Here is a 21,529-nt window from a genome sequence, read left to right as displayed (position 1 = left end):
TTTTAAATTTTAATGGAGGTGAATCCCTCAACCTGAGGGAAATCATTGGACGGAATAATAGCCTTGAATTTATTTTTAGTAGCCGTATTTATAGGTCTGACAGCCTTTTTCGTTGGAGCCGAATTTGCAATTCTTAAAGTACGGATGTCCCGAATCGATCAATTGATCTCGGAAGGTAACAAAAAGGCAGTACTGGCCAAAAAAGTGGCGCACAACCTGGATTATTATCTGTCGGCATGTCAATTGGGGATTACCATCACGGCGCTGGTATTGGGAGCCTTGGGTGAACCTACCGTTGAGAAAATGCTTCATCCGCTCTTTGAGCGCATGGAAGTGCCGGCGGCATTGTCTACCGTGCTTTCCTATGGTATTGCTCTGGCGATCATTACGTTCCTGCACGTGGTTATTGGTGAATTGGCACCGAAAACACTGGCGATTCAGTTTGCAGAGAGAATGACGCTGTTGCTGGCACCCCCACTGTACTGGTTCGGTAAAATCATGAATCCGTTCATTTATGCATTAAATGGAGCTGCTCGTCTGTTGCTTGGTATCTTTGGTGTAAAACCTGCCGGGCATGATACCGTTCACTCGGAGGAAGAGCTGAAACTGATTATGGCACAGAGCTATGAGAGTGGCGAGATCAACCAGACAGAGCTGGACTATCTCAAAAACATTTTTGCTTTTGATGAGCGTTTGCTTCAGGAGATCATGATTCCACGAGATAAAATTGTTACGTTGAATAAGGAAATGCCGCTTGATCAGATCATTGAAACGCTGAATCGTCACGAATACACCAGATACCCTGTTATTGCGAATGGGGATCAGGCTCATTTTGTGGGCTTTATTAACACAAAAGAAATGTTGACGAGTGTCGCTGCGGGCAGAGATTTTAATATGGAGACATTTGTCCATAATACGCCGAGTTTCTCCGAGCGTTCTCCAATCAAGGATGTGCTGATCCAGATGCAGCAAAGCCGTGTACACATTGCTACCGTGAAAAACGAGGCAGGTGCTACGGTAGGTATGGTTACGATGGAGGATATCCTTGAAGAGATTGTCGGAGATATCAAGGATGAATACGAGCATAAAGATTTGGTGAATCCACCAAAAAGAATGAAACTGGTTTAAGAAGCAGTAATACAAAATTGATACAGGAATACGAAACAACTAAGCAATCGTTATAACGCTAAGCAGGTTCCCGGAGTGATCGGGGCCTGCTTTTTGTATTAAATCTTAATTTTAAAATAAAAGCTTGCATATTGAAGTACAATGGATTAATATAAATTTAAAGAATCTTAATTTAAAGATAAATAACGACGAAAAGCAATAAATAAAAGAAACAAAAACAACCTATGATACAACTAAAACCAAGGGAGTGGAGATTATGTTCAGAACTTCAGGAATTCATCATATTACAGCTTTTGTTGACGATGCGCAGAAAAACGTTGATTTTTATGCAGGTGTGTTGGCGCTCAGACTGGTGAAAAAAACAATTAACTTTGATGCACCGGACGTGTATCACTTGTATTACGGGAATGAGCAGGGTGCACCGGGCACAATCATTACCTTTTTCCCGCAGCAGAATTCAAGAAGAGGTGTCATTGGGTCAGGTCAGACTGGAGTTACCGTATATGCGGTTCCTGCAGGAAGCCTGCCTTTCTGGAAAGAACGTCTTGCTTCCTTCGATATTCCATATGAAAATAAAACCAGATTTGGTGAGCAGTACATTCGTTTCTTCGACAAAGGCGGTCTGTTGCTTGAACTGGTTGAGCGTGAAGGCGGTCAGCCAAGCAACTGGAGTTTCAACGGTGTGACACCGGAGCATGCCATCAAAGGATTTGGCGGAGCCGTATTGTTCAGCCACGTTCCTGAGAAAACCATGGACGTCTTGGTGAGCAAACTGGGTCTGGAGCAAGTCGGTGAAGAGAACGGACTCCTTCGTCTTCAGGCAAGCGGCGATATTGGTCAGATCATTGATATTCAGTCCACAGGTATCCAACGCGGGATTGGCGGAGCCGGAACGGTTCACCATATTGCATGGCGTGCCAAAGATTACGCGGAACATGAACAAATTCAGCAGGATCTTGAACAATCCGGATATCATCCAACGCCAGTCATTGACCGTCAATACTTCAACGCTGTGTATTTCCGGGAGCCGGGTGGTATACTGTTCGAACTGGCTACGGATCCTCCGGGATTTGCACGGGATGAACCAGCAGAGAGCATGGGTGAGAAACTGATGTTGCCTGAATGGTATGAACCACAGCGTGAGCAGATTGAGCAATTGTTGCCACGAATTGAAGTACGTGAATGGAAAGGAGAGTCCAAATCATGACCACAACCAATACAATGAAACATATCTATAAAGCAGGTGCTCAGCCGGATGCGCCAACAATCCTGTTGCTTCATGGCACAGGCGGAACCGAGAACGATCTGGTGGGTCTGGCGGAGATGATCGCACCAGGAGCTGGCATACTTGGGGTACGGGGTAACGTATCGGAGAACGGGATGCCCCGTTTCTTCCGCCGATTGGCCGAAGGTGTTTTTGACGAAGAAGATCTGATTGCACGTACGGCGGAGTTGGGATCTTTTGTAGATGCAGCTGCGGTGGAATACGGTTTCGATCGGTCCAACGTGTATGCACTGGGCTACTCGAATGGTGCCAACATTGCGGCAAGCCTGATCTTCCATCAAGCGGATGTATTCAAAGGTGCAATTCTGCATCACCCGATGGTACCGCTGCGCGGACTGGAACTGCCCGATCTGAAAGGTATGCCTGTGTTCATTGGTGCAGGTGAGAATGATCCGATTGTACCAAAACGTGAAACGGAGGAACTTGCTTCGCTACTGAGCGGTGCAGGTGCCGATGTAAACACGCATTGGGAGCGTCAGGGTCATCAGTTGACTCGTACCGAGGCAGAAGCCGCGGCAGCTTGGTTTAAGACTCAGGCGTAAATTGGGTGGATAGACGGTTATGAAACGTATAGAGACAGCCTGATCGTGAAGATCGGGCTGTTTTTCCTTTTTATTTTGATCATCGTCAGGAAGAGGAAATGATTGACTGGTGTTATGTAACCGTTTCTAACCGGGTAAACATTTGAATGTGTGGTAGATAACCTTGTATGCTTAGTGATATAGCTATGTATCAACATCATGAACTGGAGGGGTTAATGTGGAACGTAACATCAAGGAACTGGTACAGCGGATGACACTGGAAGAAAAAGCGGGTATGTGCTCGGGACTGGACTTTTGGCATCTGAAAGGGGTGGAGCGTCTTGGCATTCCATCCATCATGGTGACGGACGGACCTCATGGGTTACGCAAACAGGATGGGAGTGCAGATCATCTGGGTCTAACGTCGAGCGTGCCTGCAACCTGTTTCCCATCTGCGGCAGGATTGGCTAGTTCATGGGACAAGGAGCTGGCGCGTCAGGTCGGAGTGGCCTTGGGTGAGGAATGTCAGGCCGAGGATGTAGCGGTACTGCTTGGGCCGGGTGTGAACATTAAACGTTCCCCGCTGGGCGGGCGTAATTTTGAATACTTTTCCGAAGATCCGTTGTTATCTACGCAGATGGCTACTGGTCATATTCAAGGTGTGCAGAGTCAGGGTGTGGGTACGTCTCTCAAACACTTTGCAGTTAATAATCAGGAAGAACGGCGCATGTCGATTGATGCGGTGGTGGATGAACGGACACTACGTGAGATTTATCTGGCAAGTTTCGAAGGTGCGGTGAAGGATGGACAGCCGTGGACGGTGATGTGTTCTTACAATAAGGTGAACGGTACGTACGCAGGTGAGAATGAATGGTTACTTACGGATATCCTGAAAGACGAATGGGGACACGAAGGTCTTGTGGTGTCAGACTGGGGCGCGGTCAATGAACGTGCAGACGCCCTTGCAGCAGGACTGGAACTGGAGATGCCTACAAGTGGTGGAATCGGTGAGCGTAAAGTGATCAATGCTGTAGAGAGCGGACAACTGCCGCTGGACAAGCTGGATCGGGCGGTGGAGCGTCTGCTTACGCTGATCTTCAATGCTGTTGATCAAAAGCAAGAAGGGGCAACCTATAACAAGGATGAGCACCACCAACTTGCACGCAAGGTGGCAGCCGAGAGTATGGTTTTGCTGAAAAATGAAGAGAGTATCCTGCCGCTGGGACGTGAAGGCGAAGTGGCGTTAATCGGGGCATTTGCGCGCAAACCTCGCTTCCAGGGCGGCGGCAGTTCCCATATTAATCCGACCAAAGTGGATGATATTGTAGAAGAGATGACCCAGGTGGCTGGCGAAGGTGTAACCTTCTCGTATGCCCCGGGTTATCGGATTGAAGCGGATGATGTGGATGAGACATTAATGCATGAGGCTGTTCACGCAGCGCAGTCGGCGGATACCGCTGTTGTGTTTGTTGGATTGCCGGATCGTTATGAATCCGAAGGGTATGATCGTGCCCATCTGCGTCTGCCTGACAATCATATTCGGCTGATCGAAGAGATTGCGAAGGTTCAATCACGTGTCGTCGTTGTGCTGAGCAACGGATCTCCAGTAGAGATGCCTTGGCTACCTCAGGTGCAAGCCGTGCTCGAAGCTTATCTTGGTGGACAGGCTGTTGGTGGAGCGATAGCTGATTTGTTGTATGGAGAGGTAAATCCGTCCGGTAAACTGGCAGAGACATTTCCTGCCAAGCTCAGCCATAATCCATCTTATCTGAATTTCCCGGGCGAAGGAGATCGTGTCGATTACCGGGAAGGCATCTTTGTTGGGTACCGCTATTATGATAAAAAAGAACTGGAGCCACTGTTCCCGTTTGGCTATGGACTGAGTTATACGACATTTGAATATGCTGATCTGAAGGTAGATCGCACAGAACTGACAGATCAGGATGAGGTGAACGTGCAAGTTAGGGTCACCAATACCGGAGACAGAGCGGGCAAGGAGATTGTACAGCTGTATGTCAGCGACGTAGAGAGCACAGTTATTCGTCCAGTCAAAGAACTGAAGGCTTTTGCCAAGGTGGCCCTTGAACCTGGAGAGTCAAAAGTAGTGAGCTTTACACTAAACAAGCGTTCATTCGCCTATTACAACGTGGATATGAAAGACTGGCATGTGGAGACCGGAGAGTTCGATATTCAGGTAGGTAGTTCCTCACGGGACATTCATGTGCACGCACGTGTGAATGTAGAGTCTACAGCGACATTCCTTCCAACCTATACGCGTAATAGTACATTGGGGGATATCCAGCGTGATCCGGCCCATAAAAAGCTGCTGGACCAGGCTTTGCAACAATTTCAGGAGGCCAGCGGGTTTGGCGGTGATGATGCTGGTGATCACGCAGATATGATGGATGCGATGATGAAATATATGCCGCTGCGTGCACTGGTTGCGTTTAGCGGCGGGGCCATGACGGAAGAAGCGATGAATGAGCTGCTGGAGCAGTTGAACAGCAAGGATCATGGTATTCGGGGATAAGGGACTGCGCCCTTAAACCGAGTAGGAGTCCATCCTTGGATTAAGCGATTACGATTATGCGATCGTGCAGGAAATGCGCACGAAGCCATAAGAATGTGAATGAGGGCCAGCCGCATAGTGGCTGCTACAGTTACCCGATCCAATCATGGATCGGGTTTTCTTTTTCATAAGGAAAAAGGAGGGTTAACGGAACGGCGGGGTGTGGGGTGATCCTACAACGTGACAGAGGTGACAGGACTGCTATAACTTGCTAAAGCAACATGGTTGTGGTAAAGGATGGATTATTCTATAATGAAGTAATTGATAATCATTTTCAATTAGATTCGGTGAAAGATGACTATGCACGTAATCAGGAGGGGGAATATGAATCCTAACCCTAGCTCACATACATTTGGTTCAAGTGCGTTTGTTCAGACCCGCGATGGTCGAAAATTACATTATATGTCCAGGGGAACAGGAGATCTGACGGTGGTGTTTGAGTCCGGTATGGGCGCTTCCAGATCGAACTGGGGACTGGTTGCACCAGCCATTGCTGAGCATGCACGTGCAGTCGTGTATGACAGGGCAGGGGCGGGACGAAGTGATGTCGACTCGGCTCCACGCAGCCTTGAACGCATTGCAGGGGACCTTGGTGAACTGCTGACAGCTCTGAGCCCGGGCCCATTCATTCTGGTTGGACATAGCTGGGGAGGTCCGATTGTACGGGCTGCGGCAGCTGCACATCTATCTCGATTACGTGGCATTATCCTGGTAGATCCATCAGACGAGCATTGCGAAATGTATTTTTCCAAGCTTACTAAAAAGAGCTTTGCCATCAATGGTTTCATTATTCCAATCATGGCACGTACGGGGTTATATAAATTGCTCGGCAGCAAAGCTGGAAGCATACAGCCTGCTGATGTAGCAGCGGATCACCTCAAGGAGGATTTCACTGTACGGGCAGCCAGCACGATGCTTGCAGAAGGTAAAACATTTTTGGATGACATGGCAGCACTGCTGGAACATCCCCCGGCTCTGGGTGATCTGGAAGTTAGCGTGATCTCGGGTACGAAACCGGGCAAGGGAGAGGGGAAAATCAGATCTGCTCTCATCTCGGCGCATCGCCAGACAGTGAGCAAGCTATCCAATGCGAAATGGATTGGGGCGGATCAATCGGGACATATGGTTATGTATACAGACCCTCAGGTCATTATCGACGAAATTGTCCGAATGATAAACGATGTGAGCTCAGGCGCAAGAACAGAACAAAAGTGATACAATACAAAGAAAAGCAGTGCGCGACATTGCTAAATAAGTTGAATTAATGATTTACACGATAACGGAGAGGACAGAAAGAACCTGAAAAAGCGAAGCGTTCGCCTAAAAGCTTTCTGAAAGAAAGCTGCATCGGAAGCATACGCTATCAACGGATTTTTCCCTTGGAAAAAGGGAATCAAAAAAATCTGGGGATAACAGCGATTGGAGGGTTATTCTGTCATCGTAGTGTCAGTGTAAATGAACTGTAGTTCAACTTATATAGACCATATAAGCGGAGTGTGGAGACAACATGAAACCAGTTGAACAAGAACCAACGGGAACCACAAGTCCCGGTCGTGCCAGTGTTGGCATGGAAGATATCGTGCGCGCACATCATGTGCTGCGTGAGGTCATTGTAAGAACGCCGTTACAGCGGGATGCTGTATTGTCGGCCAAATATAACTGTAATGTGTATCTGAAAAGGGAAGACCTTCAAGTGGTGCGTTCGTTCAAAATCCGAGGCGCCTACAATATGATTCGCAGTCTGACGCCAGCCGAGATGGAGAAGGGTATTGTCTGTGCAAGTGCAGGCAACCATGCTCAAGGTGTCGCTTTTAGCTGTAATGCCCTCGGGATTAACGGCAAAATCTTCATGCCGAGTACAACGCCGAACCAGAAGGTGAAGCAGGTGAGACGTTTTGGCGGCAGCAACGTTGAAGTGGTGCTGATCGGAGATACGTATGACGATGCATACGCAGAAGCAATGCGTGCATGTGACGAACAGGGCATGACGTTCATCCATCCGTTTGATCAACCGAAGATTATTGCAGGTAATGGTACGGTAGCGATGGAAATTATGGAAAGTCTCGATGAGAATGCCGACTATGTATTCGTGACGATTGGTGGCGGAGGGCTGGCAGCCGGCGTGGGAACCTACATGAAGACCGTGAGTCCGGAGACACGCATCATCGGTGTCGAGCCACTTGGGGCAGCCTCCATGAGTGAGGCGATGTTCCGCAAACAGGTTGTGACGTTGGATGATATTGATAAATTCGTGGATGGCGCAGCGGTGAAACGGGTTGGTGATCTGACCTATGATATCTGCAGCAGTATACTTGATGACATTGTGAAAGTGCCAGAAGGCAAAGCCTGCACAACTATTCTGGAGCTCTATAATGAAAATGCGATTGTGGTTGAGCCTGCCGGTTCCTTGGCTGTTGCGGCGCTGGAGCAGTATCGTGAGCAAATTGTGGGCAAGACAGTGGTTTGCGTCATTAGTGGCGGGAACAACGATATTGACCGGATGCAGGAGATCAAAGAACGTTCCCTCATCTATGAAGGTCTGAAGTATTATTTCATGGTTAATTTCCCACAGCGTGCAGGAGCTTTACGTGAATTCCTGGAGGAAGTTCTAGGGAAGAATGATGATATCACCCGATTTGAATATACGAAAAAGCATGATAAGGAAAATGGTCCTGCCTTGGTGGGCATCGAGCTGATGTACAAGGAAGATTACCAACCACTCATTGAACGTATGAACCGCAAAGGTATCGCCTATACCGAGCTGAACAAAAATCTGAATCTGTTCAACATGTTAATCTGATGAAACATTCCAGTATGCAATCAGACCACCAAGAAACATCTCCTCTGATCAGACCTGCGCGTATGGAAGATGCAGATCAGGTCATTCCGTTACTGTATCAGGCGATAGGAGACATTGCATACGCACTTGCAGGTGAGGCGGATCATGAGAAGGCGATGCAGATTTTGCAGGAGTTCTATGTACAGGAAAACAACCGGATTAGCTATCGTCATGTGACGGTGATGGAGCAGGATGGGCTGATCGCGGGGATTCTGGTGGCCTATGATGGCGGCGAAGCAGATCGTCTGGACCAGCCGATTCTGGATCGCCCTGGACGAAGCCAGGAAGAGAAGTATGCATTGGTCAAAGAAACCCGTCCGGGCGAGTATTATCTGGATACTCTCTCGGTAAGTGAAGCATATCAGGGGCAGGGCATCGGCCGCGCACTGATGGCTGCTTTTGAGGAGCAAGGCAGAGATCTGGGTCACTCGCAGGTATCCCTGATTGTAGAACGGGACAATGGCCGTGCGCTAATGCTGTACGAACGGCAGGGATATGTCAAAGATGACGTGATTGTCATCGCAGGACATGAGTATAATCATATGGTCAAACCGATTCAATAGTACAGAGCGCTGACGGTTAGTCAGTTTTGACTATAGAAGCATGAAGAAAACCGCCACAGGAGCGAATTCTGTGGCGGTTTTTGTTGTGGTTAACTGTTGGAATTTAGCATGAATTTGAAACGGATGTTAACCTGGGGAACAGATTACTTAATAATTCGCATAGTCGCTGACCGGCACATTCTGCTCCAGCCATTTCTCGACAGCAGCCGTTTTTGCATACTTCGATTCATTAACCACGTCCATAAAGGAATCCAGCTTGGTGAGGAATTCACTATCGACGGATGCAAGACGCTGCAAGACGCCGTTGTAGCCTCTTTGGGCGTTCGCAATCATTTTGTTCGTGTCATAATCAAACAGCGGTGTATTGTTCAGCCCATAAAAGGTATACAGGGTATAACTGTTTAACAGGTTATGCACCTGCTTGGCCCGATTTGATGTTGGATGCAGCTCCAGGAATCTTTCCTGGCTGAGTGCTCGAAGGAGAATTTCCTGATAGCCAATGACCAGAGCACCGTCATCCGCAGGCAAGTTTTTCGTTTCCTTTGTCATGATATGGATGTAGCTTGAGATATCCTCTTTAATTACAGAGGTATATTTCACGAATGCCGCATAATTCATTATGGGATATAGGGAGCCTTCGAGCATGACGAGGCGATAGCCGCTGTCACGAGCTTCTTTTAACAGTGCACGCAGATCGGAGTCCTGGGTACGCTCCATAAGTTTGGTGAAGCTATCGTTCAACTTGTAAGCCTTGATCATCTTGTCCTGAACGTTAGGAACGAGCAGGCGGTCCGTCATGGCACTTAGCGCCTTCAGGCGAGCATTCTCCAATTGAAGCACCATCAGGGTGGCGTGATGCTTTGTTACTTTTTTGATATGAGATTCGAGATAAGTATCGGCGGCAGGCAAGCCGTTCTTTTTGTAGAGCATGGACTGAAATGTTTTATATATGGTTGTTGAACTGGCAGTCGTGACTTTGTTGGTATCTGTACTGGAAGATGCGGCAGCAGCGACTCCAGATAATGGAGCGATAGCCGTTTGTAGCAGCATGAGGATAGCGGTGACTGTAATGAAGGTGCGCATGCTTTTAGGTGTGGCAGATTGGAACGATGATGTCATAGATATGAACCTCCCGTAGTTAAGAAAATGATAGGCGTTGTTCACTAGTCACTATACATTAACGCAATTGGGGCAGGATGTGGTTGCGGAATGGTGACAAATTCTTCTGTTATTTTTAACTTTTGGAGGGTGGAAGATAGAGGAAGATTTCTGCGAAAATATTTTTTGTACAACTGGAAACTTTTGAGCTGATCTGAACGTCTTAGTTGTGCATAGGTAAATACAGGAATTATTGAAAATAACAACGAATCTATTTCGATGTTAACTACATGCGAGAATGGGGATATGGGATATGAGGAAAGCGGGAGGAAAACAAGTGAAGAAGGTAATGTCAGCGCTGGCTGTATCGGCCATGCTGATGTCCGCACTTCCAACGTCGGTTATGGATGCAGCTGCGAGGATCAGCATATATATTAATGATGCGGAGTTATCATCTGCTCAGGCACCTGTGATGAAAGGTGGACGCGTACTGGTTCCGCTTCGGTCGATTTTTGAAGGATTGGATGCGAAGGTACAGTACACCAACAGAACCAAAACGATTGTTGCAACTCGCGATGATCAGGAAGTTACTTTGACACTCGGTTCCAAAACGGCATACATCAACGGGGAAGCGATATCGCTGGATGTACCTGCTAACACGATTAAGGGTAACACGATGGTTCCCATTCGTTTTGTCAGTGAAGCTTTTGGGGAAAAAGTATTCTGGAACTCACGCAATCAACGTGTAGATATCAAGACAACGGTAACACCTCCAGTGGATGAGACACAATATGCTGCATGGAACATCTATGGTTCGGTATCCGGAAGCAACGGAGATGGTCGTGACCTGACCGTGAGCTTCACACGTCCAACTTCAGAGAAGGCGGTATCTGCCTACCGGATTATGTTGGTGAAAACTCGTGATGTGAATAGCTTCACAGAGTCCTCAGCAACTGCCGTTCCTGCTGCGAACTATACATCCATTACACCAAATGGCAGCAACCCGAAACTGACGCTTAATGCACAGACGCGTGACGTAAACGGGGATCTGCTCAATAGCAACGAAACGTATCGCCTGTATGTACTGACTGTTGGTAACAGCAGCAACAATTATAAAAATGCATTGAACTGGTCTTCCCAAGCTTTGAAGCTTAATAATGTGAAATCCACAGTACAGGCGGTTACAAGCCTGCGTGCTACAGATATTAGCGACTATGGCGATGGTCGCGATCTGGAGATTAACTTCACGCAGCCGAGCACAACATCGAACATTACGTATTATCGTGCTTTTGTTGTTAAAGCGAAGGACTCTTCTGCGTTCAATCTGGCTGCGGCGAACAAAGTATCCAGTGCTAACTCCACGATCATATACAAAGGAAATAGTACCGCAGTGAAAAGCCAGCTGACTTCTTCAACACGGGATACGTCCGGCGAATTGATTAAAAGCGGCACAGCGTATGTGGTATACATCTTGTCCGTAAGCACTAATACAACAACAGATAGCAAGTTGTCCGCGGCATCCTCTTCACTTACGTTGTCCGTAAACACAGCAACATCTCCGGTAATTACGCAAGTGAGAGATAACTCGGATTATGGAGATGGTCGTGATATCCAGGTGAGCTTCAACCGTTCATCGGATGAGTCCAAGGTGGCGAATTATCGCGTCTTCGTGGTGCGTAACTCGGTAGCCAGCAACTTCAATCTGACGACAGCAAGTAACCTGTCCTCCAGTCTGTACTATACGGTGAATAAAACAGGCAACAACATTACAACGACATTACCTTCATCCATGAAGGACACAAGCGGATATAACGTAACGAATCTGCAAGATTATCGCATCTTTGTGATGGCGGTGGGCAATCAGCAAAATGGATACACCAATGCGCTGTCAGCTTCCTCCACTGTGCTGAGACTGACAACGAACGGTAACGCGGGAGTTATTAGCAACCTGGCTGTTGCAGATATTGGTGACTACGGTGATGGTCGTGATCTGCGGGTTTCTTTCAACAAAGCTGCGGATGAGTCCAGAATCTCTGCCTACCGAGTATATGTAGTTCGTTCCGCTAATGTGGGCAGCTTCACGTTGAGCGCAGCTAATGCGTCGAGCAACTATACGCAGGTGAACAAAACGGGTGGTAACCTGTCAGTAACGCTTCCGAACTATGCGGTAGATACCAATGGTTACACCATTACGAATAACGTTGCTTATCGAGTATTTGTGCTGTCGGTGAATAACAACGGAAACTCCAGTCAAAATGCTTTGTCTGGTTACTCTTCCCAAATTACGCTGACACAGAATGCAGCTATAACGGCTCCGAGTAATGTGGCTGCAACGGACATTGGGGATAATGGAGATGGTCGCGATATTCAGGTAACCTTCAATAAATCCGCAGATGAGACGAATGTAAGAGAATATCGAGTGTTCGTAGTGAAGGCGAATAGTACGTTGAGCCTGTCTACGGCGAGTGCTTTAAACAGCGCATACTATACGTCAGTGGGGAAAACGGGAAATAACCGATCGTTCACATTGCCGAGTGGGACAATAGCGACGGATGGTAGCAAGATTATCAACGGTGTAGAATATCGTGTATACGTTTTAGCTGTAAATAACAACGGGTCCCTGTCAAATGCGCTTTCTTCAGCATCAGGCATAATCAAATTAAACACTACGTCTACAGTGGAAGCAGTGAGCAGTGTTAAGGCAACTGTGAAAGAGGCATCGCAAGCAACAGGGGATGCAACAGATATTTTGATTACTTTCACGAAGCCCCGGAATGACACTGGAATTTCCAATTATGCAATAATGATAGTGCCTTCAAGTCAGGTTGATGTGTTTAACTTAAGTACAGCTAAAGCAGTTTTGAAATTAAATAACTACTTGAGTGTATCTAAGAATGGGTCAAGTACCGACGTCCAGCCTTTTGCGGTTACAACTGATGTTAATGGAGCTCCAATCGACTCAAGTAAATCCTATCAGGTCTTTGTCTTATCCGTGTCTGACAGCAACACACGTGAATCAAGTCTTTCTGGAGCGTCTAATATTATTAAGGTGAATCCGAAACAGCAACAACCGGTCGAAGTGAAGGCCGCAAGCCTTACTGCAACCGATGCAACTGGAGCTCAAGGACCTGCAATAAAAATTAATCTTACTCCGAATGCAACTGAACAAGGAATATCTCAATATAAAGTTTTTGTTGTGAAAAACGGTTCTAACTTTACTTTACCTGTAGCAAACGGTGTAAACAATACTGATCGCTTCCAGATTTTAGTAACAGGATCTAAAGAAGACCTGACACTGACCCTTTCGAAAGATACAGATGGCGATGCAATTGCTGCTGGAACGTCTTATCAAGTGTATGTCTTGTCTGTTGCGGATCAACAGCAAGCGACGGTTAACGCTTTATCCGCTCCTGCCTCAGTGCAATTGGCAGCTGCTCAGCAGCCAGCAACAGGTAGTCCAGCTTCTGATACCCCAGTGGTAGATCCAAATAATACAACATCACCATAAATTTGTGGCTCACGTGTTTCAACTATGAATTACTGTTTAACTACTCAAAACTCTCTTTTCATTTGAAAAGGGAGTTTTTTTATTATCCTAGCGCAACTGTCTCAATTAATAATTGAAAATCTTGTCGCTAAAAAGGTTCCTTAGACCATTGCTGGAACAGGACAACCCGATGGATAATAGAAGGAATAAGCCAGAAGCCTATGAGCCGAAAGGAATGATGGAATGCTTGCATTTCGTTTGACGGGCCTGCCGGATTCCCGGTTGCCGCTGTACCTGTATTGTGTGGGCACGCAGGAAGAGAAAGTTCTGCATAGACCGGATGGATTTCCGGTGTATCAGTTGTTTTTGTCAGGCGGCGGTGAAGGGCAGTTCAGGCTTCCGGGAAAAGGGACATGGACGATGGGAGCAGGGCAGGTATTCATCGTGGAACCTGGGATTGCGCATGAGTATGTGCCTCATTCCAAATCCAAAGGAGAACTTGGTTATATCGGTATTGGCGGTGCATCGGCTGGATCGGTACTTCAAAGCGCAGGTTTGCTTCAGAACGAGCCGTACCCTATCTCCGGTTTTGACATCATCTGGTCACGGATGACCAATCTCTGGCATGCGCTGGATCAAGGTGCAACGGAGATGTGGAACACATCAACCCTGATCTATCAGCTCATTTTGGATATAGCACAATCCAAAATTCCATCTACTGTCGATATCGGAAGTGTTAGACCATCTAAGGAACAGGAGAGCACTCTAACACGTTCTAATCGGGAGTCAGATCCGAGCAAGGATGCACTGGATGCACTTACCCGAGCCGTAGCTTTGATGCATACACATTACCAGGACGATCTGTTATTGAAGCACATCGCTGACGCAGTGGGTTATTCGGTGCAGCATCTCAATCGATTATTTCATCATCATTATGGCGTGACAGGACATCAATATATGCAGCGATTGCGTTTGCAGAAGGCTTCGGACTGGATGGACAAGCACCCACGAGCAAGTGTACGAGAGGCGGCAGAGACGGTAGGCATGGAAGTGAACTATTTTATCCGGATGTTCAAGCGGGAGTTTGGAGAGACACCGGGAAAAGGAATCAAACATCGCAATCAGCTCCAAATGGAAAAAGGGACCCACAAGGCCCCTTAATCGGTTATATATCGTGTTATGCTGATTTCTTTTGTCCAAATAAAGGCCTTAACGTTGCTAGCCCCACAACACCGATTACCGCACTCACCCACGGAGCCAGTGCAAATACCGGAAGCTTATCACGCAGTGGATACCCCACAAACAGCACAAGTACCACGATTACGATGTAGATGATGATTCCCTTGAGGTTAACCTTAGGTACGGTGTTCTTGTCCGCTCCTTCATCGTCCGGTCGCTCAGCAAGACGGCGAAGCATCTCCACCAATGCAATACCGCCAACTGCCGCAACGATCAGAGAGAACAGACTGATGTGTTGGAACGGCTCCGTATCTCCGCCAGTCCAACCCACGAACAATCCCACACATCCTTGAATCAACATGACAAAAGACAAAGCCGCCCAAGCAATCATGGCATACCACTTTGGTGTCCGTTTCACAGGCTCTGGATTCTCCGTTGACTGTGGTTCTACAGCGTTGGCTTTCTTTTTTGATGAAGCTGATGGACTATTACCACGGGTTGGGCTGGATTTACCCACCTCAACGGCAGCTGTCTTCTCCGGTGCTGTATTTGTTATCCCGAGCTGTGCATGGATGTCTTGTTCCAGATCAGGTCCGTATAACTCGCGAGCGGGTTTGTTATCCCGCTGAGCCTGTACGATTGCTTTTCCTGCGGAGAGTATCCACTCTTCCTGTGTTCTCTCGTCCGCTGGCGCATGACGTGCAATTGTGCTGATCTCGTCATACAATTTCACATGTTCAGGTGTCATTCGACTCATCTCAGTTATTTGCCGATTCTGTATTTCTTTAAGCTTCTTATAGGAAATCCCCAATGATTGCTCCCCCTGTCTACACACGTTCTGATCTTCCAATTGACTGAAGACCCTGACGGTATTTTAGTATACGGGAAGGGCTCTCGTTTCGCAAAGTCATTCCTTATAAAAAAGCTGCTCATGGTGGACCCATATCCATACACAGGCCAGTATAACGCAGGTGCATAACAGCACCAGTTTACCGTGATGTTGAATCCATTCCAGTAGATGTTCCATGAATTCATTCCTTTCGGCATAAGGACTCCGAGGCATATGCTGCCAATGATTGTTCGTTTATTTTCCCCCGTTCATGTGAAAAAAATCCCTCAGGCCTCCCAGATCTAACGATTGTGTGAAGTATGCATAAAGAGCAGCCGATTCCATCACAATAGTAGCATTTCCAACAGAAATCCAAGATTGGAGTGTGCTTGTTATGGACAAACAAACAGATTTGACGCGGAAGCTGCTACTGAACAGCAACTCCCGTGGAGTCGTGGACGAGGTTGTATCCTTTGAAGAGAACCTGGAGGACACGGAGTATGCAGAAGAACTGACAGATGGCAATTTGAGGGGAAGAAGTTTCTGGGACAATAGTGATTCGGGTCATGAGCATGAGTGGAATGGACGGGTGGAGACCCACGAGATGTTCCGTAGAAGCTACGAATAACGATCCTGCAACACTTGTTTGAATTCCAAATGATATCCGGGCCAGCTGTCATCAGCATGGCTCATTTTTTTGCGCTCATCAACCGATAAAATGTAGATTAGCAGTCAACGTAGAAAGGGTTCTTACTTACGTTGACTTGCAGGGTACGGGATGATAATATATGAATAACATCTTAATACACACTAAACTTATCGGATTATATATGTTTAATAATGGAACTCAACAGGCTAAGCGTGGAAAGGGGAAATCGGTATGGAACGTCAGATCAGTATCCGTCATGGACAGGAAGAATTAACAGCCACCATTCATTATCCGGTTGTGAAAGATATCAAGGAGGGGAAGAGTCAGCAGCGCGTACCTCTGGCAGTCATCTGCCACGGCTTCGTTGGTAGCCGGATCGGCGTGGACCGTTTGTTTGTAAAGACTGCACGGGAGCTGGCTGAAGACGGTTATCTGGTCCTGCGTTTCGATTATATCGGTTGCGGAGAGAGCAGTGGGGAGTATGGAGCGGAGGGACTGGAGTCCATGGTGCTGCAGACCCGTTCGGTGCTGGATTACGCGGTGAATTGCAGTGATGTAGATCCTACGCGTGTTACGCTGATTGGTCATAGTCTGGGTGGTGCCGTTGCATTGCTAACTGCTGTGCGCGACAAACGTGTTAAGAACCTGGTGATGTGGTCCTCCGTGGGTTATCCATTCAATGATATCGTGAAGATTACGGGACGGGAAGTATACGATGAAGGCGTGAAACTGGGTGCGGCTGATTATCTTGGATACAAATTCACACCAACCTTCTTCGAGTCTCTTGCTGAACAACAGCCATTCCAGGAAGCAGTTAAGTTTAGTGGTGATGTTCTCGTCGTGCATGGTACATCAGATGAGATTATTCCTGTAGACTACGCATTCCTGTATCAAAAGGTATTCTGGATGCGTCAGGAAGGTCGTTGCGACAAGGAGATCATCTTCCAGGGCGATCACACCTTCTCTTCAGGTAAAGAGCGGGAACAGCTCATTACGCGTACGAGAGAGTGGCTGGGCGAACGTCAGAAGATCGAGCAGGATTGGCAGCACTGGATGATATAAGTGGCAGGATTACAACTGTTTGGGGATGTCAGCTTGGAAAAGCGCCTTCTTAGGGGTAAAATAGAAGAGTAAGCATTCTATCCGTGTCTGGAGGTTGGCAGCAATGACATTACCCGCACTTTTCATTGCGCATGGTTCTCCCGCTCTTGCGGTGGAGAGCAATGACTACACTCACTTCTTGAACCAGCTTGGAGACAGGCTGCCGGCTCCGAAAGCCATTGTCGTATTTACGGCGCATTGGGATTGTCCTGAACCGTCCGTGACGATGGATGATACACATCAGACCTTGCATGATTTTTATGGATTTCCTTCTACGATGTATACGATGGAATACCCTGCATCTGGGCAGCCAGATCTAGCGAATGAGATATGTGCTTTGTTCACACGTAGCAATCTGGCACACCAGCCGATTCGTGGCCGAGGGCTGGATCATGGCGTATGGGTACCGTTGCTCCATATGTATCCCGAGGCTAATATCCCTGTGATCGCTGTATCAGTAGACTCGCTGCGTACGCCGCAGGAACAGTATGATATTGGCCGAATGCTGGAACAGCTGCGTCATGATGATGTGCTGATCATTGGCAGTGGTGGAACGGTTCACAATTTACGATTGCTGGGCAATACGGATGAACCGCAAGAGTGGGCGGTGGAATTTGATAACTGGATCGGTGACCGCTTGCAGCAGTGGAACACAAGAGAACTGTTTCAATATGAGAAAAAAGCCCCTCATGCACGCACGGCAGTTCCGTCGTATGGTACAGAACACCTTGCACCTTTGTTCTACGCCATGGGTACAGCGGATATGTCCCGATCAGCGAAGCGTTTATTCCAGTCTTACCCTTATGGAACGCTCAGCTTGAACTGCTGGCAGTTTGGAGACGGCGTGTAACTTGGAACAGACAACAGCCTAATTATGGTGTTTGAAGCCAGTTGGGTACGGATAACTTGTGTTAATGTATACAATTACAATATATAAACAAAAGAAGGTCCCTGTACACCCTTGATGGGTTAAAGGAACCTTCTTTTCAATACGAGGACTTATTTATGCAATAGATCTTTATTTGCGGATTTCGAACAATTCACAGTCTGTACGGGAATGATAAGCGAGCTCACTGACACTGGATTGTACAACTACGGTGTTGCTGTCAAAACGGATAATGATGCCACCCGAGTCAATCTGGTGATTATCTTTAAAAACTCGAACCTTATACTTCATATTCATGGCTTCCTGGAAGTCCGCATCGGTCTCAAGACGTCGCTGGGTCGGCATTATCGTGTACTCCTTTGAAGTTCAACTTTATTTCATCATAATATGATTTTCTGTGGATGAGCAAGTCAGTGAGGGCATTCAGGCTGATCTTGAAGAGTAAAAAGCCCTGCTCTCCAGGGGGATTGGGAGCAGGGCTGAGAATTCTATGAATGATTGCTTAAGCTGTTTTGTGAGTTGGGCTAATCGTTGGTGTGTCTTTAGGATGATTGCCTTTATTGCGAGTGATCAATCCGCGAAGGTAAGGCAGTACCCAGTTGTCCAGACCGATTTTACCTGCATTTGCACCAGCAACAACAAGGAAGATTTCCATTACAACCAGTTGAGCATTCGTGCTTACTGTTCCCGAGAAGAGGAACGCGAAGTTCATGACCATAGCCATCAGTGCTGCCAGTGTAGTGAAGCAGCCAAGGATGAGACCCAAACCTACAAGGAATTCACCCAAAGGGATAACGAAGTCGAACAGTCCTGCATTTGGTACTGCGAATTTCTCAAGGAACGTTCCCCACCATGCTTGAACTGCTGGATGATCACCCGTTGTTTTTTCCAGTGCTCCTGCAAGGAACCCCCCAGCTTCGAATCCGCCAGTCAATTTGCTCCATCCGTGAGTCATCCAATCGTAACCGATATACACCCGAAGTACTGTCAAAATCCACATTGCTACTTTGTTTTCTCTAAGCCATTGGTTGAAGCTGAACATATGAACCACTCCTTCATGGAATCTAGTGTGTGTTGTTTTTGTTTTTTCTAAGTGATCACCTTTGATGTCTTTATTGTATAGTTCAAAAGTCGTTTTGTTTGTGATTAAAATCACAATCTAGTTCAAATTTTAAGTAAGGTTTGAGAAGTTCACATTTAGGACATATTTTTCTCGCGATTCGCTGTTTCAAATGTGAATTTCACGCTGTATCAAGGCCTTCTGGGCGCAGACAAATCGGATGGGGTGTGATTAAATGGAAAGAAATACGTGAAATGGTTGCCCACATGAGACATATATCACAACTTAGAACCAGGCCATATCGTTCAGGAGGTCCTATATTGAAGCTTTTTAAATGGAACAAAGCAGCATCGGCTGCATCTCTGTTTATTCTCTCATTAAGTCTTGTTGCCTGCCAAAACCAGGAGGTGGCGCAGATGCCAGTTCAGCCAGAACCGACACCTGCACCTGTACAAGAAGAACAGACTGTGGAAGAGTCCAATACATCTCTCTATACAGCACCTTTGACGGGTCTGCCTGTAGATGAAGCGATTACGCGTCGACCACTCGCCGTAATGATTAATAATGCACCAGCGGCTCGGCCCCAATCGGGTCTAAGTTCAGCCGATATCATTCTTGAAGTCCTCGCAGAGGGTGGCATTACCCGTTTCATAGCCATCTTCCAGAGTGAAGGCGGTGCGGAGACGGTTGGACCTGTTCGCAGTATACGTCCATATCTGATTGAGCTTGGTGAGAGTTATGATGGGGTACTTGTTCATGCCGGAGGCAGTCCGGAGGCGTATTCCATTTTGCAAAGGCAGCAGAAACAGCATATGGATGAAATCTCGAATGGTGGACCTTACTTCTGGCGTTCCTCGGATCGTAAAGCCCCACATAATCTGTATACTTCAGCGGACAAGCTGAGAGAAGGAGCAGATATCAAGGGGTATAGCCATGATTTCAAGTCTCCCGTATACATCTATAACAAAGAAGGCGCGACATCCACAGGAGAGGCAGTGAAGCAATTCGATATCCATTATTTATTGGATAGTTACCGGGTGACGTATGATTATGATGAAGTTAGTGGACGATATATGAGAATGGTGAATGGTAAGGCAGATCAGGATCTGGATAATGGGACACAACTTGGCGCAGCGAACATCATTGTGGCAGGTGCAGATCACAAGGTGCTTGATAGTGTAGGTCGGTTGTCCGTTAATTTGGAACAGGGCGGGGAAGCCATGTTGTTCCAGAAAGGCAAGATGATTCGTGGGCAGTGGGTGAAGAAGCAAGGGGATATTATACGGTTTGTTCAGGATGGCAGTGAAGTGGCTCTTGTGCCTGGCAAAACCTTTATCAGCATTGTTCCCAATCAACCGGAATTTTCTAGTCATGTGAAGCTGGCTGTGCAGCAATAAAAGGATGTAATGAAAGAAAACGATGAAACATGTATCCATTTTGTCGTCGAAAAGGCATGATATTGTACCTTGGCGTGAAAAGTAGAATCTTGTCGATTTTGAAATTTGATGTCGAATTGTAAACGCAGTGTAAAATCTTGACTTGAATTTACCATTATTCCAAATAATTAAGATTCATTTCAGATTAATGTGATAAGAATATAAAAAAGGATCACACCTTTTGTACAAACCATGAAACAAATATGATAAGATATCAAAGGTTGTCATTTCATGTTTCATCGGTTATCGGCAATTTTTCTCGTAAAGGGGATAGAGCTATGAAGCTTAAGAAGAAGAAGGATATATTTTTTGAGACACTGGAGAATATGGCAGATACGGTTGTTCAAGCGGCAGATTATTTCTCCCAGCATGTTTCCAACCTTCAGGATGTGACTCTTTTTGCCAATGAAATGAAGAAGTACGAGTCGAAATGTGATGATTACGTGCATACGATCATTACAGAACTCAACAAAACATTTATCACGCCGATCGAACGCGATGATATTATGGAGCTGACAACAACACTTGATGACGTATTGGACGGACTCGAAGCAACGGCTTCCCGTTTCTATATGTACCAACTGACGGATCCGGACGAATTTATCGTTCAGTTCTCTGAAATTCTGCGCCAATCGGCTTACGAAATTCAGAAGGCGATTCATCTGCTGTCACAGAAAAAATTGCTGGCCATCCGTGAATACACCATTCGTTTGAATGATCTGGAAAACCAGGGCGACGAAGTGCTGCGCATGTGTATCAAACATCTCTTCGCTACCGTGTCTGATCCGATTGAACTGATCAAGCGTAAGGAAATTTACGAACGTCTTGAGACAACAACGGATGCTTGTGAAGACGTGGCGAATGTGCTCGAATCCATCATTATGCGTAATTCTTAAGGA

The 21,529-nt window shown here is 46.8% G+C and carries 18 protein-coding genes; 14 read left to right on the top strand and 4 right to left on the bottom strand.

All coding sequences use genetic code 11. The features are described from left to right. The first annotated feature begins 45 nt into the window (after window positions 1-45). From MKX68_RS07290 to MKX68_RS07260, 7 genes are all read left to right on the top strand, one after another. A complete protein-coding gene (locus MKX68_RS07290) occupies window positions 46-1,128 on the top strand; it encodes a hemolysin family protein (protein WP_124118555.1) in 1,083 nt (360 codons plus the stop codon). Between the two features lie 256 nt (window positions 1,129-1,384). Then, the gene (locus MKX68_RS07285) at window positions 1,385-2,335 is read left to right on the top strand and encodes a ring-cleaving dioxygenase (RefSeq protein ID WP_445671064.1); all 951 of its coding nucleotides are present in this window, start codon (window positions 1,385-1,387) and stop codon (window positions 2,333-2,335) included. A gap of 14 nt (window positions 2,336-2,349) precedes the next feature. Beyond that, on the top strand, window positions 2,350-2,955 hold the full coding sequence (locus MKX68_RS07280) for an alpha/beta hydrolase (RefSeq protein ID WP_340915323.1): 606 nt from the start codon (window positions 2,350-2,352) through the stop codon (window positions 2,953-2,955). A 217-nt stretch (window positions 2,956-3,172) separates the two neighbouring features. Then, window positions 3,173-5,464, top strand: a complete 2,292-nt coding sequence (locus MKX68_RS07275; RefSeq protein WP_340910472.1) for a beta-glucosidase family protein — start codon at window positions 3,173-3,175, stop codon at window positions 5,462-5,464. Between the two features lie 363 nt (window positions 5,465-5,827). Continuing rightward, the gene (locus tag MKX68_RS07270; RefSeq protein WP_340910470.1) at window positions 5,828-6,718 is read left to right on the top strand and encodes an alpha/beta hydrolase; all 891 of its coding nucleotides are present in this window, start codon (window positions 5,828-5,830) and stop codon (window positions 6,716-6,718) included. A 292-nt stretch (window positions 6,719-7,010) separates the two neighbouring features. After that, window positions 7,011-8,303: a threonine ammonia-lyase IlvA gene (ilvA, locus tag MKX68_RS07265; RefSeq protein WP_339312124.1), complete on the top strand. Its 1,293-nt coding sequence runs from the start codon at window positions 7,011-7,013 to the stop codon at window positions 8,301-8,303. Continuing rightward, on the top strand, window positions 8,303-8,905 hold the full coding sequence (locus tag MKX68_RS07260) for a GNAT family N-acetyltransferase (RefSeq protein WP_340910467.1): 603 nt from the start codon (window positions 8,303-8,305) through the stop codon (window positions 8,903-8,905). The genes ilvA and MKX68_RS07260 overlap by 1 nt, the downstream gene beginning before the upstream one ends. A 147-nt stretch (window positions 8,906-9,052) precedes the next feature. On the opposite strand, the gene MKX68_RS07255 is transcribed toward MKX68_RS07260, so the two are convergent. Further along, entirely contained in the window at window positions 9,053-10,024 is a 972-nt protein-coding gene (locus tag MKX68_RS07255; RefSeq protein ID WP_340910465.1) for a hypothetical protein, read from the bottom strand. 316 nt (window positions 10,025-10,340) lie between these two features. Here MKX68_RS07255 and MKX68_RS07250 point away from each other — a divergent pair, with 316 nt between their 5' ends. Further along, on the top strand, window positions 10,341-13,511 hold the full coding sequence (locus MKX68_RS07250) for a copper amine oxidase N-terminal domain-containing protein (protein WP_340910462.1): 3,171 nt from the start codon (window positions 10,341-10,343) through the stop codon (window positions 13,509-13,511). A 222-nt stretch (window positions 13,512-13,733) separates the two neighbouring features. Continuing rightward, window positions 13,734-14,651: an AraC family transcriptional regulator gene (locus MKX68_RS07245; RefSeq protein ID WP_340910459.1), complete on the top strand. Its 918-nt coding sequence runs from the start codon at window positions 13,734-13,736 to the stop codon at window positions 14,649-14,651. 16 nt (window positions 14,652-14,667) lie between these two features. Here the strand turns inward: MKX68_RS07245 and MKX68_RS07240 are convergent, their stop codons facing one another. Continuing rightward, on the bottom strand, window positions 14,668-15,426 hold the full coding sequence (locus MKX68_RS07240) for a DUF1129 family protein (RefSeq protein WP_340910455.1): 759 nt from the start codon (window positions 15,424-15,426) through the stop codon (window positions 14,668-14,670). Window positions 15,427-15,892: 466 nt separating this feature from the next. On the opposite strand from MKX68_RS07240, the gene MKX68_RS07235 reads away from it, so the two are divergent. From MKX68_RS07235 to MKX68_RS07225, 3 genes are all read left to right on the top strand, one after another. Next, window positions 15,893-16,126 (top strand): hypothetical protein, encoded by a 234-nt coding sequence (locus MKX68_RS07235; RefSeq protein WP_133387380.1) that lies wholly within the window; start codon window positions 15,893-15,895, stop codon window positions 16,124-16,126. A 252-nt stretch (window positions 16,127-16,378) separates the two neighbouring features. Next, window positions 16,379-17,209 carry an alpha/beta hydrolase gene (locus MKX68_RS07230; protein ID WP_091038809.1) on the top strand — a complete coding sequence of 277 codons (831 nt, stop codon included), beginning with the start codon at window positions 16,379-16,381 and terminating at the stop codon, window positions 17,207-17,209. 103 nt (window positions 17,210-17,312) lie between these two features. Further along, on the top strand, window positions 17,313-18,098 hold the full coding sequence (locus MKX68_RS07225) for a DODA-type extradiol aromatic ring-opening family dioxygenase (RefSeq protein WP_339786361.1): 786 nt from the start codon (window positions 17,313-17,315) through the stop codon (window positions 18,096-18,098). A 168-nt stretch (window positions 18,099-18,266) separates the two neighbouring features. Here MKX68_RS07225 and MKX68_RS07220 read toward each other — a convergent pair whose 3' ends face one another. Next, the gene (locus MKX68_RS07220; protein ID WP_017690673.1) at window positions 18,267-18,479 is read right to left on the bottom strand and encodes a hypothetical protein; all 213 of its coding nucleotides are present in this window, start codon (window positions 18,477-18,479) and stop codon (window positions 18,267-18,269) included. A gap of 157 nt (window positions 18,480-18,636) precedes the next feature. Then, entirely contained in the window at window positions 18,637-19,176 is a 540-nt protein-coding gene (locus MKX68_RS07215; RefSeq protein WP_338590843.1) for a DoxX family protein, read from the bottom strand. A 338-nt stretch (window positions 19,177-19,514) separates the two neighbouring features. Between MKX68_RS07215 and MKX68_RS07210 the strand changes: the two genes are divergently transcribed. Together MKX68_RS07210 and MKX68_RS07205 are read left to right on the top strand one after the other, a co-directional pair. Continuing rightward, complete coding sequence (locus MKX68_RS07210; RefSeq protein ID WP_340910450.1) at window positions 19,515-20,591, top strand: DUF3048 domain-containing protein; 1,077 nt, start codon at window positions 19,515-19,517, stop codon at window positions 20,589-20,591. 317 nt (window positions 20,592-20,908) lie between these two features. Next, window positions 20,909-21,526 carry a DUF47 domain-containing protein gene (locus MKX68_RS07205; RefSeq protein WP_076215091.1) on the top strand — a complete coding sequence of 206 codons (618 nt, stop codon included), beginning with the start codon at window positions 20,909-20,911 and terminating at the stop codon, window positions 21,524-21,526. The last annotated feature ends 3 nt before the right edge of the window (window positions 21,527-21,529 follow it).

The sequence above is a fragment of the Paenibacillus sp. FSL M8-0212 genome (assembly GCF_038004645.1).
Classification (GTDB): Bacteria; Bacillota; Bacilli; order Paenibacillales; family Paenibacillaceae; genus Paenibacillus.
Note: the sequence above shows the minus strand (reverse complement) of the source record. Positions and strands in the feature narration are given on the sequence as shown.